Source organism: Nonomuraea sp. NPDC049152 (assembly GCF_040648355.1).
Lineage (GTDB): Bacteria > Actinomycetota > Actinomycetes > Streptosporangiales > Streptosporangiaceae > Nonomuraea.
On the sequence record NZ_JBEZDO010000010.1, the window covers coordinates 38,242 to 60,799 of the forward strand.

The following is a 22,558-nucleotide window of genomic DNA, read 5'->3' on the forward strand; positions in this document are numbered from 1 at the left end:
AACCGGTAAAATGAAACTGTACCCCTTACTCCGTGATGTTTTCGAGTCTCCGTGCGCTAGCCGACCAGGGTGAGCCAGTCGCGATGGCGGGGGTCGTGGCCGTGGACGGCGGCGTCGTAGGCGTGCTTCAGCTTGGCGGTCACGGGCCCCTCAGGGTCGATCTCGCGGTGGTCGACGGAGGCGACGGGGACGATCCCGGCGGCCGTCCCGCACAGGAACACCTCCTCGGCCGTGTAGAGCTCGGCGCGCAGGATGTCGCGCCGCCGCGTCGGCAGGCCGAGGTCGAAGGCCAGCCGCTCGACCGTGTCCTGAGTGATGCCGGCCAGGGCCCCCGCGCTGTCGGGCGGGGTCACCAGCACGCCGTCGGAGATCATGAACAGGTTGGCGCCCGTGCACTCGCTCACGTGCCCGGCCGCGTTGAGCAGCACGGCCTCGTCGAATCCCGCGTCCAGCGCCTCCGCCTTGGCCAGCACCGAGTTCAGGTAGGGCCCGGTGGCCTTGGCGAGTGTGGGGACGACGGCAGGGTCGTTGCGCCGCCACGAACTGGTCATCAGCCGCACTCCGTCGTCGAGGTAGGCCCCCCACTCCCAGGCCGCGATCGACACGGAGACCGGGCAGTTCCTGGCCGAGATGCCCATCTCGCCGTAGCCGCGGTGAACGAGGTGGCGGATGTAGCAGGACCGGAGGCCGTTGGCGGCGACCGTGCGGAGGGTGGCGGCGCGCAGCTCGTGATAGCCGTAAGGCACGGCCAGCGAGATGATCTTCGCGCTGCGGTAGAGCCTGGCCAGGTGGTCGTCGAGCCGGAAGACGGCGGGCCCCTCGGGCGTCTCGTACACGTTGGTGCCTTCCAGTACGGCGGTGCCGTAGTGCAGGGCGTGTGACAGCACGTGGACGCGCGCCTCCGCCCAAGGGACGAGCGTGCCGTCCATCCAGATCGTTCCAGCCTCGGGCAACCTCATCGTGTGCTCCTCAAGTGGCCTAATCGCAATACGGAACTTGAGCCTCTTCAGCGTCAAGTGGCAAAGTTAGCAACGGATCGTTGGACCGGACAAGGAGGCGGAAGGGCCCGTGAGAAGTGAGGAGCTGGACAGGTTCGCCGTCCTCGTCCGCGACCGGCTGCGGCTGCGCGAAGGCAGGGAGTCACCCGGCCGCAGACTGGCCGGTGCGCTGAGCGACCTGGCGGAGTCCGGCGCGCTGGCCCCAGGGGGCAGGCTGCCGTCCGAGCGCGACCTGGCTCGGATCGTCGGGCTCAGCCGCGGTACGGTCGCCGCGGCCCTCACCACGCTGTGCGAGGAGGGGCTGTTCGAGCGCCGCCACGGCAGCGGCACCTACGTGCGCGAGACGGCTCAGAACGGCCGCCCCGGCTTCGCGGGGCTGATGCGCGCGGGCGCCGTCCTCGCCGACCTGTCGACCTCCGTCGTGCCCGACCCCTCTCACCTGATCCTGCCCGCGCTGGAGGTGGCCGAGCTCCTGCGCACCCCGAGCGGCCACGGCTACGACCCCATGGGGGAGCCGCGGCTGCGCTCGCTGCTGGGCGGGCAGGTCCTGATCACCGGCGGCGCGCAGCAGGCCATCGATCTGGCCGCCAGGGTGCTGCTGCGGCCGGGGGACAGGGTGCTGGTCGAGGATCCGACGTACGGGGGCGCGCTCACCGTCTTCGAGCGGGCGGGAGCGCGTGCCGTACCCGTGACCATGACGGACGCCAGGGCGGTCCGCGAGGCGATCGACCGGCACCGGCCCGAAGTCGTCTACGTGGTCGGCGTCAACAACCCCACGGGCGCCGTCCACGACCTGGCGCACGTGGCCGAGCTCGCGCGCGCCGAGGGCATCGTGGTCGTCGAGGACAGGACCCTCGCGGAGCTGGTGTTCGAGGGCGGCGCCCCCGCGCCACTGGCCGAAGCGCACCCGCACGGCACGGTCACCGTGGGCTCGCTGTCCAAGGTGTTGTGGGGCGGGCTGCGGGTCGGCTGGGTACGCGCGCCCGAGTCGTTGCTCGCGCGGCTGGCCGAGGCCAAGCAGGACAGCGACCTGGCCACCAGCGCGGTCTCCCAGCGCCTCGCGGCGGAACTGCTGGAACACAACCCCGTCGCGCCGTGGCGGGAGGAACTGGCTCGCCGTCGCGACCATCTGGCCGCCGAGCTCCGGGCGGCGCTCCCCGAATGGAGCTGGGAGCCGCCGCGCGGAGGACTGTCGCTCTGGGTCCGGCTGCCAGGGACCGACACCGACCGTTTCGCCGTTCGAACCCGCCGCTACGGCGTCGCGGTCGCGCCCGGCTCGCTGTTCTCCGCCGACGGCCGCCATCGCGACCGCGTGCGCCTCAGCTTCGCCCTCCCACCCGAGCTGCTCGATCAGGCGGTCGCAGGACTCGCCGACGCGTGGCGGGACCGGACCTGATCGCCGTCCGCGCTGTCGACGGAATGCCGCCAGGCAGCGGGCAGCCGTCCCGCCTCAGGTGATCCTGCGCGTGTGGACGACGCGGTCCACCAGGCGTTAGGGCCGGCCGGGAGGGGTGAACCTCCAGGAAGCGGTTGCCGGTCTTGCCGATCCAGCGGACCCGCACGGTCATGTCGCGCGACACGATCGGCTTGCCCCCGCTTCCCAGGATCGACCTGAGAGGTCAGGGCCTCGTTGCCCGTGCCGTTCGACCTACCGTGCGGTTCCGGTGGAAGGGGGCAGGAGGAGTTCGAGTTCGAGCTCGTGGCGGATCGGGATGCCGTCGAGACCGGCCTCGGGGATCGACGGCTTGAGCGTGCGCGACCGAGCGACAGCGTCGCGATGCAGCGCGACGAGGTCGAAGCCGTACTTCTGGTAGAAGCGCAGCGCCCGCAGGTTGTCGTTCGTCGTGATCAGCCACAGCCGGACGGCACCCGCGACGTGGGCCGCCGCGGCGACGGCGTCGACGAGGGCGGTGCCCGCTCCGGCGCCTTCGCGTACGGAATCGAGTGTGACGAGCTCGCACTCCCGGCCCTCGATCCGGTAGGTGGCGACCCCCGCGCGTTCGCCGTCGAGGTGGGCGACGAACCCGGGAAGCGCGGTGGTGTCGTGGGCGACACCCCTGCTCACCGAGACGACCCCTCCCCACCGGTCGGTGAACAGCTCTCGTACCCATGCGATGTCATCGGCGTTCAGCGGCCGCACGATGAGGCGGTGCGTGGTGCCGTGGTCAGGAGAGGCCATGTGCTCACACTCTCAGAATCCGTGGCGACGCGCCGTCCGAGGCCTGTATTGGCTGTTCGGCCGATCCCGGTCGTCCTTTCGGCGGATGATCGGCTTGCGGCGGTGGCGGACCATGCTTCTTCATGAAACGAGTCCTTACTGTCCTGATCGCGGGCTCTGTCGCTTTCACCGGCCTGGTGGGCGGCGCGTCCGCCGATGCCGGTGTCTCCTGGCGGGAGTGCCCCGATAGACCCGGAGCCGAGTGCGGCGTGGTCGAGGTGTCGCGCGACTGGAGCGCTCCCTCGGGCCCGAAGGTGGAGCTGTCCGTCGTACGGCGCAGGGCCACCGAACCGGACGCGCGCGTGGGCACCCTGTTCTACAACCCGGGCGGCCCAGGAGTTCCCGCCGCGCTGCTCGTCCGTGACTACGCCGCCGCCACCTTCTCCAGCGAGCTGCTCCGCCGTTTCGACGTCGTGGGCGTCGACCCGCGCGGGGTGGGGGAGAGCAAGCCGGCGCTGCGCTGCGCCCTGCCAGTCCATGATCCTGGGATCAGACTGTTCCCGGCGACGTCCGCCGCGTACAAGCGCCTGGTCGCGCACAACACGGCGGTTGGCCGGAGCTGTCGCGACAGTACGGGAGCGCTGCTCGGACACATCGACACCGTGAACGTCGCGCGCGACTTCGACGCGGTGCGCGCCGCCCTCGGCGAATCGACGGTGAGCTTCTTCGGCAAGTCGTACGGCAGCATGCTGGGCGCGGAGTACGCGCGGCTGTTCCCCGGCCGGGTGCGGACGATGGTGCTGGACGGTGCGGTCGATCACGCCATTCCGTCAAGCCGGCTGGTCACCGACGCGGCCAGGGCGGTGGAGGACTCCTTCGATCGGTTCGCCGCCTGGTGCGACCGCACGACGACGTGCGCCCTGCACGGCCGCGATGTCGGCAGGCTGTGGGACGGCCTTGTGGCGCGGGCCGAGCGCGAGCCCATCAACGTGAAGGGCGGCCGGCCCATGACCGCCGACGAGCTGCTCTACTCCGCCTACGGCTATCTCACGCTCTTCCCGGAGTTCGGCGGGCAGTTGGCCACGGCGATCGTGGAGGCGGAGCGGGGCGACGCCCAGTCCTTCGCGGCCATCAGGGCCGAAGCCCTCGACAACCGCGTGAGCACCGCCGCGTATCGCTCGATCCTCTGCATGGACATCGACCCGCAGATACGCGGCTACCGCGACGTGCGAACCCGGATGAAGGACATCCGCAGCGTCGCGCCACACATGGGCGGCATGTCGGAGTTCTGGGACATGACGGTGGGCTGCGCGGGCTGGCCGCTGTCTCCGTCGAACCCGCAGCGGGCAGGCGGGATCAGAGGCGTGCCGCCGGTTCTCGTCGTCGGCAACACCCACGATCCCGCCACGCCACTGCGCTGGGCACGCAGCCTGTCCGCGCGCATCGAGGGCGCGGGCCTGCTGGTCGACGTCGGCGACGGGCACACCAGCTACAGAAGGTCTGCGTGCGCGACCAAGCACATCGACGGATATCTCGTGACGGGCAGGCTGCCGACCGCAGGTACCGTGTGCGGCCCCGAGAGGACGTGACGTCGGGCGCTCGGGGCGGCGGGGTCAGATCGGCCAGGGCTCGTACCCGGGAGGGCGGTAGTCGGGGTCGACGGGCACCCGGCCGCACCAGTCGTGCACCTCGCAGATCACCATCACCGACGCCTGGACGATCTCCGTGGTGAGCGTGGCATGAGAGCCGTGGTTGACCTCCGTGGCGGGCACGTGTCGCGCCGGCTCCCACCCGCTGATGCTCAACCGGTCAGAGTGGGGGACGACCTGACACATCGGTCCACGACGCATGGACATACCTGCCTCCAACTCATGCTGAAACGGATAGCACCGAAGGCGGGGGTCATCTGAGTACAGCACATCACGGAGCAGCGCCCCCGCATGGGCGTGCCCCGCGGTCGTTCAACCTTTCCCACACGGTCATGAAAGGGCACAGGAGGTCCGCACGGCGTGCGTCGTCCCTCAAGCCGACGGTCCGGGTCGGGCACCGGCCGGCGTGTTCAGCAGGCCCCAGTAGGTCGCGCCGCACCACAGGGCGCCGATGAGGGCGGCCACCCATGGCCGGCGCCGTCACCTTGGATCAGCCTGGACAGGGCGCCGCGCGTCAGCTTGTCGACCACCCAGCCGGCGGCGACGGCGGCACCGATCAACGGCAGGACGATCAGGAAGAGCAGCACGAGGGTGCCCGTCAGCCTGCCGAGCAGGACGGACTGGTCGATGCCTGCCTGCTGCGGACTGATCCCGAAGACCGCGTACATCTGCTCGACGCCGATGTAGAGGACGGCGTAGAGCGCGACGCCGATCGGGACGATGACCGAGCCGATGCGTTCGATCAGGGCCAGGACACCTGACTGGGTCCCTTGCCGCTCGACGGGCTCGCTCTGCGAGACCGGGGGTGTGCGGGTGTCCGGCGGGGAGATGTCCTGCGTCGTCATGGGGCGAGGTCGCAAGCCGGAGCGGCTGAGGCGGGATCGCTACGTCGCGTCGGCGCGAGCGGCCACGCTCGGCACTGCCGGCGCCGTGAGACGGGTCGGCTCGGTCACGGTCGAACTCCTGGGGCACGGCGGATCGATGGGCGGCAAGACTATCCCACTGGGGACAATAGAGACTTGAACTAAAACCGGCGGCCGGCGCTCGGGGGCGCCGTCCGTCAGCACCTTTGCCCCACGTTGACCGTGACCATCGGCCGGGCCGGGTATGCCACGACGGCAGAGCCCCGTTGGCCATGGAGCAGAGCATGAACATCGGCATCATAGGCGCAGGCAACATCGGCAGCACTCTTGCCCGGCGGCTGTCCGCGCTCGGGCATCGGGTGACCGTGGCCAACTCGCGGGGCCCCGAGACTCTCACCGACCTGGCCGAGGAGACCGGGGCGACAGCGGTGAGCGTCGAGGAGGCGCCCAGGGGAGCGGATCTCGTCGTGGTGACGATCCCGCAGGGCAAGGTGCCCGACCTGCCCACCGGACTCTTCGACGGGGCCTCCGACACCCTCGTCGTCGTCGACACCGGCAACTACTATCCGCAGCAGCGCGACGGCCGGATCGAGGAGATCGAGGCCGGAATGCCGGAGAGCCGGTGGGTCGAGAAGCAGCTCCGCCGGCCTGTGGTCAAGGCGTTCAACAACATCTACGCCGACCACCTCGCCAACGGCGGACGCCCCGCAGGGACCCCCGGCAGGGTGGCCCTGCCCATCGCCGGTGACGACGACACTGCCAAGGCAGTCGTCATGGAACTCGTGGACGCGCTCGGCTTCGACCCGGTCGACGCCGGCGGCCTCGACGAGTCCTGGCGCCAGCAGCCCGGGACACCCGTCTACACGACCGACAAGGACGCCGACAGCCTCAGGAACGGGCTGGCCGAGGCGAGTGAGGAGCGCAGGCCGGAGTGGCGGGCCACCGCCTGAACGGGTCACGGGCCGGATCCGGTCTCGCTCCGTCCTCCGCGCGTCACCGTTCCTGGTCCGCGGTGTGGTCCTCATCGAAGATGTCGGCGGCGGAGATCACGACGCGCGGATCGGGGATGCCGACCACGTCGGTGTCCTTGTCCTCGTAGTCGAAGAGGCTCAGGACATGCCGCATCGCCTCCAGCCTGGCGCGCTTCTTGTCGTTGCTCTTGATGACCGTCCACGGGGCCGCTTCGGTGTCGGTGTGCAGGAACATGGCCTCCTTGGCCTGGGTGTAGTCGTCCCACTTGTCGAGCGAGGCCAGGTCCATCGGCGACAGTTTCCACTGGCGGACCGGGTCCACCTGCCGGATGATGAACCGGGTCCGCTGCTCGGCGCGGGAGACCGAGAACCACAGCTTGACCAGATGCAGGCCCGACTCGACGAGCATCTGCTCCAGCCGCGGCGCCTGCTCGACGAACTCCAGATACTCCTCCTCCGAGCAGAACCCCATCACCCGCTCGACCCCCGCCCGGTTGTACCAGGATCGGTCGAACAGCACGATCTCGCCCGCCGCCGGCAGGTGGGCGATGTAGCGCTGGAAGTACCACTGCTTGCGTTCGCGCTCGCTCGGCTTCTCCAGCGCGACCACGGTCGCCCCGCGCGGGTTGAGATGCTCCATGAACCGTTTGATGGTGCCACCCTTGCCCGCGGCGTCGCGGCCCTCGAACAGCACGACGAGCCTCAGGCCCGTGCGCTTGATCCAGTACTGCAGTTTGAGCAGCTCGATCTGCAGCAACCGCTTGTCCTGCTCGTACTCCGATCGCTGCAGGCGGGCCGCATAGGGGTAGTGCTGGCGCCAGGTGTCGACCGGGCTGCCGTCGGCACGCAGCAGCACCGGATCGTCGTCGTCGCTGTCATCGACCCACAACCCGGGTGTGGCGTCGAGCAGGTCGCTGCTGTCGGCCGCGACCTGTGGGTCGAGCACGACCGGCGGTTGCCACTGCGAACCGCTCATATGACCAGGCACGCGATGATGGTGGTGTCCATATCGTCACCCTTCACAGCTACAACGCCGTCTAACCACTTGCCGGGATGTTCGTACAAGAATTCACCTCGCCGTTGCCCCGGCTTCCGCGTCAGGGCGCGTCGCCGGGGCCGACGTCGGCGGGGACCACCCGCGCGCGCCTGCGGCGGGTCGATCACCTCGCGGGCTACCGCCACTCCCGGCCACGACTGACTCGCGGACCGGCGGTCGTCGACACGGTCAAGATCGCCCCGGCGCGGGTCGCCCAGAGCATCGCCGCCGGCGTCGCGCCCGGCGGGGGAGCGGTCTCAGGCGGCTGACCCTTCAGGCCGCGCGCGGACGTTCCCGCTTCACGAAGATCCTGGACATGAGGGTGGCGGCGCTGCAGACGGATCTGGCCGGATCGGCGGCTCGACGACGCGGCGGTCACTCGAAGGCGGTGCGATCCAGCCAGTGCCGCAGCAGCGCCCGGTCGCCGGTGACCGTGACCTCGGGAGAGGCCGGCGGGAGCCGCCTGGTCAGCACCCGTAGGAGGTCGGCCACGCCGCCGTCCACCACCACGTCCGCGCCGGCCGTACCGCGCTCGGATCGCACCCCTGCGGGGGTGCGGGTGATCAGCCAGCCCGCCATCCGCTCCGCGGGCCGGAACAGGAGCGTCTCGCCTGCACCGCGCAGTTCGGCCAGCGTGGGCTTGCTCGCCGCCCACGGCGACGACAGGATCTCCAGGCTCTCGTCGATCGCGTCGGCCGCCAGGTCGGGGGCGACCGAGAACGCGGTGCCGGCGGTGAGCGCCGCGTCGGCGTGGTGGACAGAGGTCTCGTGCAGGATCCTGCGCAGCCAGAAGCGCGCGGGCAGCGGACCGACCAGCGTCCACACCTGGGTCTCCGCGCCGACGTCCTCGACCGCGCGGATCAGCTCCCGCGCGCCGTCCCGCAACCACTCCGGCCACGTGGCGGGGTCGCCGACCTCCGCCTGGAGCGGGTCGGGCGCGGGCGCGGGCTCGCCGGTCCTGACGATCCCGGCCGCCCATCGATGCGCATGGCCGACGTGCGCGACGAGGTCACGCAGCAGCCAGGCGGGGCAGGTCGGCACCCGTACGGCAGGATGCGCGCCGGCCGCCGCGTCCGCGAACGCGGCGGTCTGCTCCCGCAGCCCCTCGGCGAGCCTGCCGACACCCGGTGTCCCCATGCCTGACATCCTCTCGATCGACCCCCGGCGAGAATCGCGACGCACGGCCGGATCCGGAGCCATGGGAAGATGCATCCTTCGGGATGATCAACTCGCCAATGGGGATGGTATGAGAAGACTGACATGGATCCTGGCCGCGATCACGGCGTTGGCGCCGGTCGTGGTCCCCGCCCAGGCGCAGGCCGCCTCCGCCACGTCCTACCGCGTCTGGCACTGGAACATCGCGGGGAACACGATGCACCGCGCCTCCACGACCGACGGGCTCGTGGCCGCTGCCGCCCGCTCGATCCAGGACAACGGGGCGAGCTTCGCCTCGCTCAACGAGCTGTGTGTCCAGCAGTTCGACGCGCTGATCAAGAGCCTGCGCGAGGCGGGCTGGCCCGCCGACCCGGCGAACTTCGCTCGCTTCGAGGCCACCATCCCCGGCCGGACGGGCGGGCCGTGCGCGGGCAAGGACTACGGCATCGGGCTGTTTAGCAAGCGGCCGCTGGGCAAGGCCGATCGCTTCACCCTGCCCGACGACGGCAACGAGCCGCGCAAGCTCCTCTGCGCGCCGCTGCAGGAGCAGCCGCACCTGCGGTTCTGTACCACGCACTCCACCTTCGTCGACGCCTTCCGCCTGCCCCAGTTGGAGGCCATCTTCGGCCGGCTCGACGCCTACTTCGCGAGAGGCGACCAGGTGATCGTCGCGGGCGACTTCAACGTCTCTCCCTCCATCGCTCGCATGAACCGGTTCTATTCGGCTCAGGTGAACACTCCGAACAACGATCACAACAGCGGCCACTACCGCGAGGTGGACGACGCGGACCCGGCCGCCTGCCCCGGGTACGGCGAGACCACGGTCGAGGCGGCCGGTGGCGACGGGCCGTGCGGCACCGGCGTGAAGATCGACATGATCTTCACGCACGAGCGCGACTACGTGGCGTCCGCCTCCTCGGGCGACGCGAAGTCGTCACCGAGGACCTGTGGCGGCAAGGCCTGCTCCGACCACCGCATCCTGGTCGGCAGTGTGGCCCTGAACCCTGCTCCCTAGTGCGCCTCATGAGCCGGCGGGCGCGACAAATGCCGTCATATGTCAGCAAGGAGCGCGGTTGATCCGCTAGATATGGGGATGAGCTACGAGTCCTACGTCAGGCAGCGGATCCTGGCGCCCGTGGGCATCACCCGCCTCCGGCTCGGCCGTACCCTCAGGTCGGAGGCCGCACCCGGCGAGGTGATCTACGAGTCCGACGGCACCGCCACCACCGTCACGGACGCGTCGGGTGCCGTGGTGCCCAAGCCGTACGGCGGGTTCAGCATGACCAACCGCGGCCCCGGCGGCGGCTGGCTGGCCTCGGCGGTCGACCTGGTGCGGTTCGCGAAGGTGCTCGACGCGCCGGGAGCGGTGCTGAACGCGACCTCCATCAACAGGATGCTCGCCAAGCCGAGCCCTCTCCTCACCGACGACGGCGCCTGGTACGGCGCGGGCTGGTGGGTGCGCCAGGTGCCGGGACACCTCAACACCTGGCACAACGGGTCATTGCCTGGGACGTACACCTATCTCGCCCGGTTGCAGAACGGCTTCACCTACGCGGCCCTGTTCAACAGGGGCGAGGAGAGCGGCTCGCCCGACTACGACGTGCTCAGCTCGCTGATCAACGCCGAGATCGGCAGGGTGACCACCTGGCCGACCACGGACCTCAGCTCGCGCTACTTCTAGCGAAGCGTCCACGGCCTCGTCGGCTTCCCGCTCGCCGGGACTCCTGCTCCATCTCCGTGTACGGCCTGGCCTGGCCGTACACGCTCGATCACCGAGCGGGCTGCCAGGAGGCCTGCACCAATGCCCGCTCCGTCGCGGCGAGATGTGTCGCGGCGGCCAGCCACGCCCATGCGTATCGATCGGCGTCCGACTCCGCCAAACGGCCGAACACGTCGCGAGCCCTGCGGTCGGCCTCGGCGGTGAGCGCGGTGACCAGTTCCGACGCGCCCAGGAACCCGGCACGGCGCAGGGCGGCCGCCTGGACGCGTGCGTCTCCGCTGCGCGCGGGTTCGGCGACCGCCCTGCGGCCGCCCGTGACGGCGAGCTCGACCAGGCGCCGGACCCGCCACAGCGGCGCGCCCGCCACCGGATCCGCCTCGTCGCCCCCGTCCGACTGCCACGGCAGGCACGCGTCCTCCGGGGGCAGGTGGGAACCCTGCAGGCGGTCGTAGCCGAGGTCGGCCCTGTCCTGCCATTCGGCGGGAAGGCGCAGGGTCGCGTCGGCGCCAGGCACGGGTCCCACCGCGAGGGGCCGCAGGGTGGCCGCCCTGTCGGGGTCCACCCTGCCCACGACTCGGACCAGCATTCCGGGGCGTGAGGCGAGCCGCCGCAGGTTGTCGACGTGGGCCAGGGCTGGATGCCCGTTGTCGGGAACGAGCCGGATCAGCGGGCCGCCCGGCCGCGCCTGCCGAACGAGATCGCCGTCCACGCCGCCCGCAACGGAACCCGAATGGCCCGGGTCCCTCGAACGAGCCGCATCGCCCACGTTGTTCGCACGAGCTGCCGTGCCTCCCGCAACGGAGGGAGCGCCGTTTTCGCCCAGGTCGTCGGCATGAGCCGTGGTGGCCGTAGCGCCCGCAATGGACCGACCGCCTGCGTCGCCGGGGTCGCTCGCAAGGGCCGCGGTGGATGCGTCGGTCGCGGTGGCGGGGAGGAGTTCGCGAGCGAGTACGGCCTCGCCCGCCGCTCCGACGATCACCAGATCGCAGCCGACCGGTTCGCGTGCCGCGTCCTGCTCGGTCCACGCGTCACCCGAGAGCCGCTCGACAGCGGCGTCGGACAGCGGGCGTGCGAACAGGGCGGCCAGCGGCCCGGCGGTCCACGGCATGCTCGCGAGCGGCGTGGCGCGCACGCCGCGGCCCGCCCCGAGACGACCGTCAGGCGAGACCGTCGCTCCGGAGATCAGGAGTCCGGCCCGCGCCAGTTGAGCGTGGTTCAGCGTGGCCGAGCCGATGGCGACGGTCGCGGTCGCCGCCCCACGGGCGCGCGCCACCCCGCCCGGCTTGACGTCGGCCACCGAGAACCACCGGCCGTCCTCGGTGACGACGTGCGTGACCACGCCGCCGTAGCCGGTTGCGCTGATCAGCGGCTCCCTGCAGACGCCGTGAACCCGTAGGCTCCCGCCCTGTTCGTAGCTCCGGCGAACGCTGCCGACCAGCGCGGGACCGGGGTCGGCCATGGCCAGCCTCCCCGCCGTGAGCAGAAGCTCGCGAAGCGCGGACACCAGGTCGGCGAGGCGGTGACTGTCGTGGCGGTCCCGTGCCGCCCGCAGGCCGCGCACGACGCGGAGGGCGGCGGCCTCGGCGTTGGGCAGCCCGGCCAAGCGGGCGGTGTGTGCGGCCCTGAGCAGCTCCGCCTGGGGGACCGCGCCTGCCGCCGGCACCCCTGCCGACAGCACCGCCGCCCCCGCGGCCCACAACCCGGACGCGGCCGCCACCTGCGCAGCGGTCGGCCCGGCAGGCGCACCCGCCTTCGGTCCATCGCGAAGCGGACCATCGACGCCTGCGACCGCGCCCCCGGCAGCGCCCACCTCTCCGGCGGCACCACCCGCAGGTCCGGCCGCGTCTGCGGCTGGGCTTGGATCGAGGTCCGGTTCGGGGTTGACGTCGGGAGCGGAGGCGGGGAGGGCGTCCGCCGCGGCGTTGAAGCCCGCCATGGCGTCGGGGTCCGCCACCGGGCAGGCGCTCAGGACGGCCGCGCGGTGCAGGCAGCGGGGTGCCAGGAGGCAGCTGCACCGCGCCTGGCCGTCCTCGATGATCGTGCCGGACGGCCCCGGCGAGAGGGTGACCAGCGCGTCCTCGCCGCAGGTGATCCTGATGCCCTCCTCATCCGCGACGGCGGGCACGGCGGCGTACTGCTCGATCGCCGCGTCCAGCTTCTTCCGCAGCCTGGAGGTCAGGCTCTCGACGGCCGCGGCAACCACGTGCGGCGTCGCGGGCGGGAGCGGTCCTGATGACGGAACGGTTGATGTGGGGGAGTTCACCGGGCTTCTCCGCGGAGGCGGTCGCCCACCCATCGGGCGAGGGCGAGCGGACTGAGGGCGGCGACGGGCATCCCGGCCGCGACGAGCTGCTGGGCGACGGGGAGTGAGTAGCGAGGGACGCCGCTGTCATCCAGCGCGGCGCACCCCAGCAGGTGGACACCCGAGCCGGCCAGGGAGCGGACCTCGGCGAGCAGGCCACCGATCGGGTAGCCCTCCTCGAAGTCGCTGACGACCACGACGAGCGTCCGGCTCGGCACGGTGACCAGCGACCGGGCGTGGGCGAGGCCGGCGGCGATGTGGGTTCCGCCGCCGACCTGCACCTCCAGCAGCAGAGAGAGCGGGTCGGCGACCCTGCCCGTCAGGTCGATCACCTGTGTGGAGAACGACAGGAAGTGGGTGGAGAGCGTGGGCACGCCCGCAAGGACCGCGGCGGTCAGCGCCGACCAGACCACCGACGCCTCCATCGAGCCGGACACGTCGACCACCAGGATCAGCCGCCAGTCGGCCTCCTGGCGGGCTCTGGTGCTGAACACCGGCCGTTCGGGGACCACCACCAGCCTGCCGTCGTCCATGCGGCGCGTGTGCGACAGGTTGGCCCGCAGGGTGCGCGGCAGGTCGAGCCGTCCGCCTGGACGGCGGGTCGGGCGCGGCGTCGCCACCCCTGTCAGGGCGGGCCGCAGCCGGGTGGCGAGCTCGCGGGTGAGCTCCGCGACCAGGTGGCGGACGAGTGGCCTGAGCTTGGCGAGCCGTTGCTCGGGCAGGCCGCCTGCCAGGGTCAGCACGGAGGTCAGCAGCTCGACGGACGGCCGCACCGCGGCGGGATCGAGGACGTCAAGCACGTCGGTCCGCCCGGCCTCGGCAGCCCGTGCCAGCACCTCCTCGCGGACGTCGGTCCCGAACAGGGCTTCCAGCTCTTCGGCCCACTCGCGAGCGGTGGGGAACGCGTCGCCCCTGCCGCCGGAGTCCCCTCCTTCCTCGTGGCCGGGCCCGAAGTCGTTCGCGCCCTCGCCGCGGCCGGCGCCGTACAGCTCGTCCAACGCGCGCGCGTAGGAGCGGGCGCCCGCGGGGAGCCGGTCGGACTCCCTGCCGAGCAGCAGCCGCCACCGGTCGGCCGGCGCGAACCTCCGCGAGACGGCGCCCCCCGGAGCAGACACGCCACCCGGTACGGCCAGGCGCTCCCGCACGTCGGATGACAAACCGGCCCGCTGGTTCCGCACGTCGGATGGCGCGGCGGTCGGGTGGTCTTGGGTCTGCGAGGATGCGTCCGCTTGGTCGGAGAGATGGTCGCCGAAGGGGAGCCGGAGCGCCCGCAGTGCGGTCAGTCCCGCCGAGTCGGCCGCCGCCCACACGGCGAGCAGCGCGGGCGGGGCGTCCAGCGCCACGTCGAGCCGGTCGCCGAGCCGCTCCGCCACCGCGTTCAGCAACCGGGTACGGCCGGCGGGGGCAAGGGTGTCGAACCCGCCCCGCAACGCAGGCAGCCGGTCGAGGAACTCGGCGTCGCCCAGAGCGTCCACCCGGTCCATGAGCGGGTCGAGCGCCGCGGGAGCCGACTGGAGCAGCGGCGCCGCCGCCGTGAGCACGCCGCTCAGCAGGCGGCTCAGGCGGCGACGCGCGTCGGCGTCGGTGGCCGTGTCGACCCATCCGGCGACCCTGGCTCCGAGCGTGTCGGGACCGTCCAGGTCGAGCAGGACCCGGGCGGCAAGCGCCGCCCCCTGGATGAGCGGCGAACCGGTGCGCGCGAGCGTCGCCAGTGTGTCGTCCATCCGCAGCCCGAGTCGTTCCTCACCGGCCCTGCCCGCGAGGGCGATCAGGGCGACCGCGTCCTCCGGCTGGTCGCTGCCCGCCAGGCCGGGAAGCGCGCGGACCGCGGCGTCGAGCAGAGTGCCCGACAGCTCGCCCGCCCGCTCGCGGCCCTCGGCCGTGGTGCCGGGGAGATGCTCGCGGCGCAGCGCCTCGAGCAGGTCGAGCGCCTCGAGCAACTCGGCGAGCGTCGCGCTGGCGGGCAGTGCGAAGGCGGCGTCCGCGAGGCGGTCGGCGACCAGGTCGGGCAGGTCGCAGCGGGCCGCGGCGCGCAGGCCTTCGAGGATCAGCGCGCACGTGGGCCCTGCCTCGGCGCTCTCGCGGCGGTAGTCCTCGCGCAGCGTGCCTGCGGCGGCCTGGGCGAGCGTCACCCCTCGGACGCCCGCGAGGTCGAGCAGCGCGGGGACCGCAGGGGTCCAGGCGAGGCGCCACCTGGTGGACAGGGCGGTGCCGTCGCCGGTTCCCGTCACCTTGACGGGTTCGCCGTAGCCTGCGCCGCAGACCTCCAGGCGGCGCAGCGCGACCTCCCTGCGCGCGTCCAGGTCGGAGCGGAGCGGGTCCAGCCGTACCTCCCGCCGCTCGGGGTTGTCGGGGCAGGGGAGCCGCAGCGCGGCGAGCTCGGCCTCGACGGCGGGGCCGAGCCCGGATCGGGGTGTGCCGGGAGCGGTCCTGCCGCGCTCCGCGCCGACGAGCACCTTGTCCAGGGCCTGGGCCAGCGCCCGCCCTCTGCCCAGCGGCTCGCCCTGGCCGAGCACGGTCATCACCGCCTCCAGCAGCTCGCCCCGCCCGGGGGCAGGCAGCCCGCGCAGCCGTGCCAGATCGCAGGCCAGCCGCAGGGTCTCGACGGCCTCACCCGTGCCCGCCGTGTGCCCTGCGGAGCGCAGCTCCCTGCACACGTCGGTGATCGCGCGGGCGGCGCCGTCCCTGACCAGGTCGGGGTCGCCGCCCGCCGCGAACACGGCCTGCTGCCAGCGGGGGTCGCGGATGCCCGCGGGGTAGCCGGAGCGCGAGTCGAGCAGGTCGAAGGCGTAGGGCACGAGCGAGGTGACGGGCGACGGGCCGGCGGACGCGGGCGAGTCGGCGCCCCGCGCCACCGGGGCGAGGGCCCGGTCGAGGGCCTGGCCCGGGGCCCGGTCGGCGGCAGGGTCGACGGCGGGTTCGAGGGAGGTCAACGCCGGCGCGTGGAAGGCGCCGACCACCGCCGCGACCCGGCGCCCACCGGCGGCCGCGCCCGCGAGGACGCGGCGCATGTGTGCCTCCCGCGCCAGATCCCTGGCCTGCACGCCGCCGGCCGCCTCGGCGTCGCGACGCAGCGCCCACCCGACGCCGAGCGCGGCACGGCGCACCGCTTCGGGTTCGCAGCCGGGCGCGAGGACCTCCACGGCCCTGTCCCACATGTCGTCGCCTTCTCGTCCCGTGCCCGAGGCGGCCAGCGCGCGGGCGTACGACGCGCCGATCGAGCCCTCGGAGGCCGCGTCGGGCGACTGCCAGCCGGGGTCGGCGAGCGGGAGGTCGCAGCACAGGACCTCGGCGCCGCGCTTCCACGCCCAGCGAACGGCCACCAGCTCGGGCGAGAAGTCGGCGAACGGGTAGAACCCGAGCCTGCCTTCCGCCCCTGACCCGGCGAGGGCCACCGGCGCGACGGTCGCCGGATCGGCCAGGTGCTCCAGCCACGGCTGGAAGTCCGCGGGCAGCTCGACGCAGACCGCCTCGGCGTCGGCGGCGTCGAGCAGCGCGGGCAGCGCCACTGCCAGCGCGGGACTGTGGTGGCGCACCCCCAGCAGGTACGGCAGGGCGGACGAGGCCAGCGCGGCGACCGCCTGCCGGGGCTCGGCCGCCCGAGCGTCGTCATGCAGGTCGGTCAACGGAGGTTCTCCCGCAGGTCCCAGAGCCTGCGCCACATCGCGGAGCCGTCCTCGGCCCTGCGCCGCACCGGCCCGTCCCAGTAGCCGAGCAGCCGCCCGTGGTCGGCGGGGTCGTCCTTGCGGACCACGCCGAGCAGGTGGCCGGGCACCAGGTCGAGGACGTCGCCGCTGGGCAGGTACGCCGCGGCGACGCCCAGAGAGGCGGCGACCTGCACGGCCTCGGCGGTGGACATCACCGTGCCCGGCCGTTCCACGTCCCAGCCCTCGCCCGAGCGGCCGGAACGCAGGTCGCGGAAGACCGTGACCAGCGCCTCGAGCACCGCGTCGTCCACGGCGAAGGCGGCGCCCGCCCGCCTCACGACCGCGGTGGCCTGCCTGCGCACGAGGGAGGTCTCGGCGTCGGCGTCGGCGATGGGGTCGACGGTCTCGAAGTTGAAGCGCCGCTTCAGCGCGGCCGACATCTCCGAGACGCCGCGGTCGCGCAGGTTGGCCGTGGCGATCACGGTGAACCCCGGCGCGGCCGCCACCTGCGCGTCGGCGGTGCCGGCGAGCTCGGGCACGCTGACCCGCCGGTCGGACAGGATCGACACCAGGGCGTCCTGCACCTCGGGCAGGCAGCGGGTGATCTCCTCGACCCTGGCGACGCGTCCCGCGCGCATCGCGGTGAGCACGGGGGAGTCGACCAGCGCGCTGCGGCTGGGGCCCTGAGCGAGCAGCAGCGCGTAGTTCCAGCCGTAGCGGAAGGCGTCCTCGGTCGTGCCCGCCGTGCCCTGCACGGTGAGCGCGCTGGTGCCGCACACGGCGGCGGCCAGCAGCTCCGACAGCATGGACTTGGCGGTGCCGGGCTCGCCGACCAGCAGCAGCCCGCGCTCTCCCGCGAGGGTCACCACGCACCGTTCGACCAGCGCGCGTTCGCCGACGAACTTGGCGGCGATCTTCATGCGGGCGGGCGTGCCGTCGTCGGGGCGGCGGCTCTTCGGCACTTCCAGCGCGTCGTCGCCGCTGCCGCAGATGAACGTCACCACCGCGCGTGGCGTCAGCGCCCAGCCGGGCGGGCGGGGGCCGTCGTCGTGGGCGGCGAGAAAGGAGAGCTCGGTGGCGTGCCGCTCCTCGGCGGGCAGCACCTGCCGGGGAGCGGTCGCCTGGTCTTCTGTCAGGGTCATGAAAGGGCAGTCCTCATCGTCGTGGATGTCGGGTCGGTGACCGGGCTCAGCGGCGCTTGCCGCGCCTGACCTGGAGCTCGGCGAACCGGGGAGCGTCGCCGTCCCTCACGCGCCGCCAGGCTCTGCCGTACAGGGCGGCGGCGGGCTCGGCGGGCACGAGCGGGGTGTTCTGGTCCTCGGCCAGGTCGAACAGCGGCGCCTTCCACCGCTCCAGCGGAAGGCGCGGCGATCGGAGCTCGGTCCAGCCGCCGGGCAGGAACAGCGAGCGCCCCGCCCGGTTCCTGGTGGCCTCGACGACGAGGTCCGTGGCGGCCAGTTCGGCGCGGGCCTCCCTGAGCCTGGCCGGCTTCCAGCCGGTCCATCGGGCGACGTGGCGATCGGTGGGATCGGGCATGGCCAGCAGCATCAGGTAGACGGCCGCGGCGTCCTCGCTGAGCCCGTGCTCCTTCGCCACCTCGACGACCAGGTCGGGCACCGACCGGGTCGGGTCCTGAGGCCACCACGTGCCTTCGGCGTCACGCCCTCCCGCCGCGGGGTCGCCCGGGTCGGCCAGCAGCGCCTCGAAGCGCGGGTCGCGGGCGGTGCGCAGCGCGATCTCGACGGGGAACGGCTGCTCGGAACCGAGCAGGGCACGCAGGTAGGGATCGTCACCGGCCGCGTCGAGCAGGGCGACGCGGATGCCGGGCGAGGGGCGGTCGTCGTAGGTCGGCATGATGAGCGCGCCGTACCTCTCGTAGCCCTCGCCGGCCTCGGTCGGCGCTCCCGCGGCCTTCCTGAACGCGGGCAGGTCGACGTACCGGTCGAGGTCGAGCATCAGCTCAGGGTTGGCCAGCCGCTCGCGGAGCGCGGCCAGCGCCCCTGGCAGCGCCGCGCGGAGCGGGTCTCCTGCGGGGAGCCGGTGCGCCAGCCAGCCCGCCGTGGCGACGGCCATGACGAGCACGTGCCCGGTGAACCCGGTGCCCTCCTCGTCGACGGGCCTGACACGGTCGCCGCGGACACCCCAGACGAGGTCACAGGCCAGCTCAGGTGTGGCGGCGGGATCGGCGAGCGCCCGCAGCGCCCGGCCTGCGTCCCAACCCGTCTTCAACGTGCGAGCCGCCTCGCCCGCGAGCCATTCGGGGATCGGCGCCTGCCGTCCCACCTTCTCGTTCCATACCTCGGCCGCACGGGCGACATCGGGCCCGTCCGTCCAGAGCCTGGCCGGGTCGTCGGGCAGGAGCGCCGCGACCACCGTCCTGCGGACGGTGTCGTCGACCCCGCGCAGCTCGTTCTTGGCCAGGTCGGCGTCGGCGACCTTCACCCCGAGCATGGCGCGCGTCTCCTTGGTGAGGAAGGTCCGCTCGTAGGTGTCCACGTACGGCATGCCGGACACGACCAGCCGGGCGAGCGTCAACGAGACGCCGGTCAGCCTGGCGAACTCCTCCGCCGCCTCGGGCAGCCATGGCGCGGGACCCCGCGCGTCCAGCTCGGTGAGGAACGCGTCGAGCCAGCCCGCCTGCCTGGCCGCGCCCACCGGCGACGACGACCGGACCGTGTACGGATGAGGGACGTCGAACCGGCCCGCAGGGTCGTGGTACAGCGCCGTCCACTCGCCTCCCGAATCGTCCACCGTCCAGCTCACGAAGGCGAGCAGCGCGCCGCCTGCCAGGGGCAGCAGGCCGAGCCACGTGCCGTCGCGCCGCTCTCCTTCGGGCGTGAGCACGTGGCGGTTGTCGAGGCACAGCGACATCCGGCGCCACCGGTCCTGATCGGCCGCGACGGGCAGGCCGAGGTCGTGCATCTCGCCGAGCAGGCCGCGCAGCACCGTGCGATGGTCGTCGGCGGTCGCCGCCGCCGCGGCCTTGAACGCGACCGCGGGGGCGTGGTCGAGCAGCGGATCCCAGTGCAACCCCGAGGCAGGCAGGCCGGGCAGGTCGAGGTGGGTGCGCCCCGGAGGCGAGGCGGGCGCGGCCGCGGCCACCGCCGCGCCGATCTCCCGCAGGTGCCGGTGGGCGCCGTCGGTGTCCTGCCGGTGCCAGAAGTAGGGGGCGAAGGTGCCGAGACCGTTGAGCGCCGCGTCGATCAGCCCGTCGGCAGGGCCCACGGGAGCCGTCTCCCTGTGGCCGCCGTCGAGCACCTCGGTGAGCCTGGCCTCGACGGCGCGCAGCGCGGCCCGCTGGGCGGCGGCGAAGCGCACGACCCCGGCGATGCCGGCCACCAGCGCGTCGTGGCTCACCTGCGGCACCAGCGCGCGGATGCGCGCGGGCAGGTCGTCGTCCTTCGGCTCGCCCGCTTCCAGCAGGGCCGCCGCGGTGTCCCTGCCGATACGGCGCAGGGCCGCGGAGCCGTCCAGGTCCCTCGGCCTGAGGCAGTGCCAGTAGCGCGGCGGCGGCAGGATGAGCGTGCCGGCGGCGAAGGCGCCGGGAGCGGCGTCCGTCTTGGCCGTGGCCGTGAAGACGCCCTCGGAGTCGACCAGGCTGAGCCGGTAGCTCCCCCGCACGACGGCCACCGGCCGCTCGCCGCCGGGGAACGTCAGCGCGCGGATCGGTGTCAGGGAATCGGGCGGCACGACGACGGTGCGGCCGGAGAGGTCCTCGCCGCGCGACGACCCGTCGGGCAGTCGCACGACGCGCCAGCCGTACAGGCCTTCCTCCGGGGCGCCGACGAGGGTGACCTCGGCCGAGGGCGCGGGGAGCAGCCAGCCCGCGTGGAACGTGCTGCCGGTCGGGGCGGTGCGCAGCGCGTCGGCGAGGAAGCCCGGCATGGCCTTCCTTCCGTGGCGTCCGCTGACCGGGTCGAACTCGTGCCATCCGACGGTCTCGTGGTCGGAGCCGTCCCATGTCCACACCCAGAACGACGTGCCGTCGGTGATCACCGACTGCTCGTCGGGCACGGCCGTGTCGCCCCTGTGCAGCGGCCCGTAGCCGGTGGTCCTGCCGCCGCCGGGCAGCGGCAGGGTGACGCTGTCGTCGCCGCGATACCAGTCCAGCTTGGTGCCTCGGGGATTGTGATCGCCCTCCAGCGGGCGCGGCCGGTCGGGGGAGGTGTGCCAGTATCCGCGCAGCCCGCCGTCCAGGTCGCGGGAGGACCAGTAGACGAGCAGCTCGCCGTCCACGAAGTGGAAGCCGGGCTGGCCCCAGTCGTCGCGGGCCGGGATGCGCAGGTCATGGGTGAGCGCGGTGCCTTCGGCGCCGAGCACGCGCGCCTGCGCGGGACCGGAGACGATCAGATGCGGCCATGCGTCGGCGACGACCAGCTCGTGGACGTCCTTCTTCGGCACGAGAGCCGCCGCCGCCTCGTCCCACGCCGGCCAGCCGAGCTCGTCGAAGAGCCCCGCGCGGAGGGTGCGGGCGAGCACCTCGGCCACATCCGCGCTCGCGGCCTCGCGCACTTCCGCCTCGGCCAGGGCCAGCGCCTCGCCGGGCAGCCACGACAGCTGCCGCATGGCGGCGGGCAGGTCCGGCAGCCCGGCCGCCGACGACCGGGCGGCCACCTTCCGCATCCACTCCGCCAGCATGGGCCGCCCGCCGGGGGACCCGGCCAGGAGGAGGACGGCCCGCCTGCCGTCGTCGTTGTCTCTGAACCTGTCGGCCGCGTCCTGGAAGGCCTGGTGGTAGCGAGCGTCGGCGGCGATGGCGAGCAGGTCGCGCTGGCCTTCGCCGCGCGCCCACTGCTCCAGTCGCAGCGAGCCCGTCATCGCCGAGTCGGCCACGGGGATGCCGAGCGCGAGGAACACGTCCAGCAGGTCGACGTCGTACTCGACGGTCAGCGCCCCGCCGGAGGCGGCGAGCTCGGCCCTCGCGACGTCGGCCACCCGCTCCACCAGCGCGTACAGGGCCGGCAGGCGGGGCGGGACACCCCAGGCCTGGTCGCGCGCCTTCAGGAAGCGCTCGAGCCAGCCCGCGGTGCCGTCGCCGGGCCGTTCCTCCTCCGGCACCTCGCCACCGGCCAGTCCCGCGGTGGCGCCGGAGCCTTCGAGGATCTCCAGCCACACGCCGGGCAGGTCGTGGTCCCTGGCCTGCGGCATGACGTTCAGCAGCTTCCCCCGGATCTCGGGATCGCGCAGGCCCAGCGCCGTGATCGCCGAGCGGTGCGCCCTCCACCAGCCCGTCGGCGCCAGCAGGGTGGCCGACAGGCCGAGCAGCCGCGCCAGGAACGCCTGTTCCTCCGCGTCGGCGTCGGCGCCCGCGGCCTTGGCGAGCCTGCGCAGATCGGTCGCCATCTGCGTCGAAGGCGGCAGCCCTCCCGCGGTGCGCCGCACGCACAGCCGCGCGAACCTGCGCAGCGCCTCGTCGGCCGGCAACCGGCCTGCCAGCTCCCTCGCGTAACCGGAGAGCACCTTGACCGGTAGCGCACCCGCCAGCGCGAACTCGAGGAACACCGCGTCGAGCCTGTCCTCGTCCACCGCGAGCCCGTGTTGCGCCTCGGCCTTGCGCGCGTGGCCGAACATCTGCGCGGCGTAGGTGGCGTTCTCCACGTCGAGGAACACCCGGCCCGCCTGCTCGTAGAACGTGGGCAGGAAGTGCGGGACCGAGGCGGCCAGCCGCCCCGCGAGCTCCTGGTAGGCGTCCAGCGCGGCCTTGGGCTTGGACTTGGCCTGCCGTGCCGTACGCTCCAGCTCCGGCACGACTGCGAGCGCGTGGTGGCCGTCCTCGGGGTGGTGCACCAGCACCCATTCGGGGAAGCCGAGGGAGCGGCGCGAGCCGAGCCCGACGACCTCGGGCTCCCGGTCGGGCACCAGGCCGAGGAAACCGGCCGCCAGGTCCTCGGCCGCGCCGAGCTCCGCGGCGACCAGGCGGACCACCACCCGGTCGTCCAGCCCCGGATGGCGGTAGGTCCTGGCGGTCAGCGGGACCGCCCGCTCGCCCGCCCCCTCGGTGTCCTGCGGCAGCACCGCGCCCGCCCTCAGCAGCTCCTCCGCCGGCGACATCTCCATGC

16 protein-coding genes are annotated in these 22,558 nt (G+C 73.1%); 6 read left to right on the top strand and 10 right to left on the bottom strand.

The window, feature by feature from the left end; translation table 11 throughout:
- Positions 1 to 56: 56 nt before the first annotated feature.
- Complete coding sequence (locus AB0B45_RS19645) at positions 57 to 959, bottom strand: branched-chain amino acid transaminase (RefSeq protein WP_358132294.1); 903 nt, start codon at positions 957 to 959, stop codon at positions 57 to 59.
- 109 nt (positions 960 to 1,068) lie between these two features.
- Between AB0B45_RS19645 and AB0B45_RS19650 the strand changes: the two genes are divergently transcribed.
- Complete coding sequence (locus AB0B45_RS19650) at positions 1,069 to 2,394, top strand: PLP-dependent aminotransferase family protein (protein WP_358132296.1); 1,326 nt, start codon at positions 1,069 to 1,071, stop codon at positions 2,392 to 2,394.
- A gap of 252 nt (positions 2,395 to 2,646) precedes the next feature.
- Here AB0B45_RS19650 and AB0B45_RS19655 read toward each other — a convergent pair whose 3' ends face one another.
- On the bottom strand, positions 2,647 to 3,177 hold the full coding sequence (locus tag AB0B45_RS19655; RefSeq protein ID WP_358132298.1) for a GNAT family N-acetyltransferase: 531 nt from the start codon (positions 3,175 to 3,177) through the stop codon (positions 2,647 to 2,649).
- A 122-nt stretch (positions 3,178 to 3,299) separates the two neighbouring features.
- On the opposite strand from AB0B45_RS19655, the gene AB0B45_RS19660 reads away from it, so the two are divergent.
- The gene (locus AB0B45_RS19660) at positions 3,300 to 4,745 is read left to right on the top strand and encodes an alpha/beta hydrolase (RefSeq protein ID WP_358132300.1); all 1,446 of its coding nucleotides are present in this window, start codon (positions 3,300 to 3,302) and stop codon (positions 4,743 to 4,745) included.
- Between the two features lie 24 nt (positions 4,746 to 4,769).
- Here the strand turns inward: AB0B45_RS19660 and AB0B45_RS19665 are convergent, their stop codons facing one another.
- The gene (locus AB0B45_RS19665; RefSeq protein ID WP_358132302.1) at positions 4,770 to 4,961 is read right to left on the bottom strand and encodes a hypothetical protein; all 192 of its coding nucleotides are present in this window, start codon (positions 4,959 to 4,961) and stop codon (positions 4,770 to 4,772) included.
- Between the two features lie 254 nt (positions 4,962 to 5,215).
- The gene (locus AB0B45_RS19670) at positions 5,216 to 5,650 is read right to left on the bottom strand and encodes a hypothetical protein (RefSeq protein ID WP_358132304.1); all 435 of its coding nucleotides are present in this window, start codon (positions 5,648 to 5,650) and stop codon (positions 5,216 to 5,218) included.
- Positions 5,651 to 5,874: 224 nt separating this feature from the next.
- On the opposite strand from AB0B45_RS19670, the gene AB0B45_RS19675 reads away from it, so the two are divergent.
- Complete coding sequence (locus AB0B45_RS19675) at positions 5,875 to 6,618, top strand: NADPH-dependent F420 reductase (protein WP_358132305.1); 744 nt, start codon at positions 5,875 to 5,877, stop codon at positions 6,616 to 6,618.
- A gap of 43 nt (positions 6,619 to 6,661) precedes the next feature.
- Here the strand turns inward: AB0B45_RS19675 and ppk2 are convergent, their stop codons facing one another.
- Positions 6,662 to 7,627 carry a polyphosphate kinase 2 gene (ppk2, locus tag AB0B45_RS19680; RefSeq protein ID WP_358132307.1) on the bottom strand — a complete coding sequence of 322 codons (966 nt, stop codon included), beginning with the start codon at positions 7,625 to 7,627 and terminating at the stop codon, positions 6,662 to 6,664.
- A 65-nt stretch (positions 7,628 to 7,692) separates the two neighbouring features.
- Between ppk2 and AB0B45_RS19685 the strand changes: the two genes are divergently transcribed.
- Positions 7,693 to 7,944, top strand: a complete 252-nt coding sequence (locus AB0B45_RS19685; RefSeq protein ID WP_358132309.1) for a hypothetical protein — start codon at positions 7,693 to 7,695, stop codon at positions 7,942 to 7,944.
- A gap of 106 nt (positions 7,945 to 8,050) precedes the next feature.
- Here AB0B45_RS19685 and AB0B45_RS19690 read toward each other — a convergent pair whose 3' ends face one another.
- Positions 8,051 to 8,812, bottom strand: coding sequence for a maleylpyruvate isomerase family mycothiol-dependent enzyme (locus tag AB0B45_RS19690; RefSeq protein WP_358132312.1), 762 nt, complete (start codon positions 8,810 to 8,812; stop codon positions 8,051 to 8,053).
- A gap of 109 nt (positions 8,813 to 8,921) precedes the next feature.
- On the opposite strand from AB0B45_RS19690, the gene AB0B45_RS19695 reads away from it, so the two are divergent.
- Positions 8,922 to 9,845 carry an endonuclease/exonuclease/phosphatase family protein gene (locus AB0B45_RS19695; protein WP_358132313.1) on the top strand — a complete coding sequence of 308 codons (924 nt, stop codon included), beginning with the start codon at positions 8,922 to 8,924 and terminating at the stop codon, positions 9,843 to 9,845.
- Positions 9,846 to 9,923: 78 nt separating this feature from the next.
- Complete coding sequence (locus AB0B45_RS19700) at positions 9,924 to 10,511, top strand: serine hydrolase (RefSeq protein WP_358132315.1); 588 nt, start codon at positions 9,924 to 9,926, stop codon at positions 10,509 to 10,511.
- A gap of 88 nt (positions 10,512 to 10,599) precedes the next feature.
- On the opposite strand, the gene AB0B45_RS19705 is transcribed toward AB0B45_RS19700, so the two are convergent.
- Genes AB0B45_RS19705 through AB0B45_RS19720 form a run of 4 tightly spaced genes read right to left on the bottom strand, consistent with a single transcriptional unit; the run spans position 10,600 to position 22,556 of the window.
- Positions 10,600 to 12,753, bottom strand: a complete 2,154-nt coding sequence (locus tag AB0B45_RS19705; RefSeq protein WP_358132316.1) for a hypothetical protein — start codon at positions 12,751 to 12,753, stop codon at positions 10,600 to 10,602.
- 56 nt (positions 12,754 to 12,809) lie between these two features.
- Positions 12,810 to 16,478: a DUF5682 family protein gene (locus AB0B45_RS19710; RefSeq protein ID WP_358132318.1), complete on the bottom strand. Its 3,669-nt coding sequence runs from the start codon at positions 16,476 to 16,478 to the stop codon at positions 12,810 to 12,812.
- Positions 16,475 to 17,641 (bottom strand): AAA family ATPase, encoded by a 1,167-nt coding sequence (locus tag AB0B45_RS19715; RefSeq protein ID WP_358132320.1) that lies wholly within the window; start codon positions 17,639 to 17,641, stop codon positions 16,475 to 16,477. Before AB0B45_RS19715 ends, AB0B45_RS19710 begins: the two co-directional genes overlap by 4 nt.
- A 46-nt stretch (positions 17,642 to 17,687) precedes the next feature.
- Entirely contained in the window at positions 17,688 to 22,556 is a 4,869-nt protein-coding gene (locus AB0B45_RS19720) for a DNA-binding protein (RefSeq protein WP_358132322.1), read from the bottom strand.
- Between the last annotated feature and the right edge of the window lie 2 nt (positions 22,557 to 22,558).

What these genes read in the sequence shown, in the direction of transcription:
- AB0B45_RS19660 (WP_358132300.1), top strand. Translation starts at nt 3,300, where the DNA reads ATGAAACGAGTCCTTACTGTCCTGATCGCGGGCTCTGTCGCTTTCACC.
- AB0B45_RS19685 (WP_358132309.1), top strand. Translation starts at nt 7,693, where the DNA reads ATGTTCGTACAAGAATTCACCTCGCCGTTGCCCCGGCTTCCGCGTCAG.
- AB0B45_RS19695 (WP_358132313.1), top strand. Translation starts at nt 8,922, where the DNA reads ATGAGAAGACTGACATGGATCCTGGCCGCGATCACGGCGTTGGCGCCG.
- AB0B45_RS19670 (WP_358132304.1), bottom strand. Translation starts at nt 5,650, where the DNA reads ATGACGACGCAGGACATCTCCCCGCCGGACACCCGCACACCCCCGGTC.
- AB0B45_RS19720 (WP_358132322.1), bottom strand. Translation starts at nt 22,556, where the DNA reads ATGGAGATGTCGCCGGCGGAGGAGCTGCTGAGGGCGGGCGCGGTGCTG.
- AB0B45_RS19700 (WP_358132315.1), top strand. Translation starts at nt 9,924, where the DNA reads ATGAGCTACGAGTCCTACGTCAGGCAGCGGATCCTGGCGCCCGTGGGC.
- AB0B45_RS19690 (WP_358132312.1), bottom strand. Translation starts at nt 8,812, where the DNA reads ATGGGGACACCGGGTGTCGGCAGGCTCGCCGAGGGGCTGCGGGAGCAG.
- AB0B45_RS19655 (WP_358132298.1), bottom strand. Translation starts at nt 3,177, where the DNA reads ATGGCCTCTCCTGACCACGGCACCACGCACCGCCTCATCGTGCGGCCG.
- AB0B45_RS19715 (WP_358132320.1), bottom strand. Translation starts at nt 17,641, where the DNA reads ATGACCCTGACAGAAGACCAGGCGACCGCTCCCCGGCAGGTGCTGCCC.
- AB0B45_RS19645 (WP_358132294.1), bottom strand. Translation starts at nt 959, where the DNA reads ATGAGGTTGCCCGAGGCTGGAACGATCTGGATGGACGGCACGCTCGTC.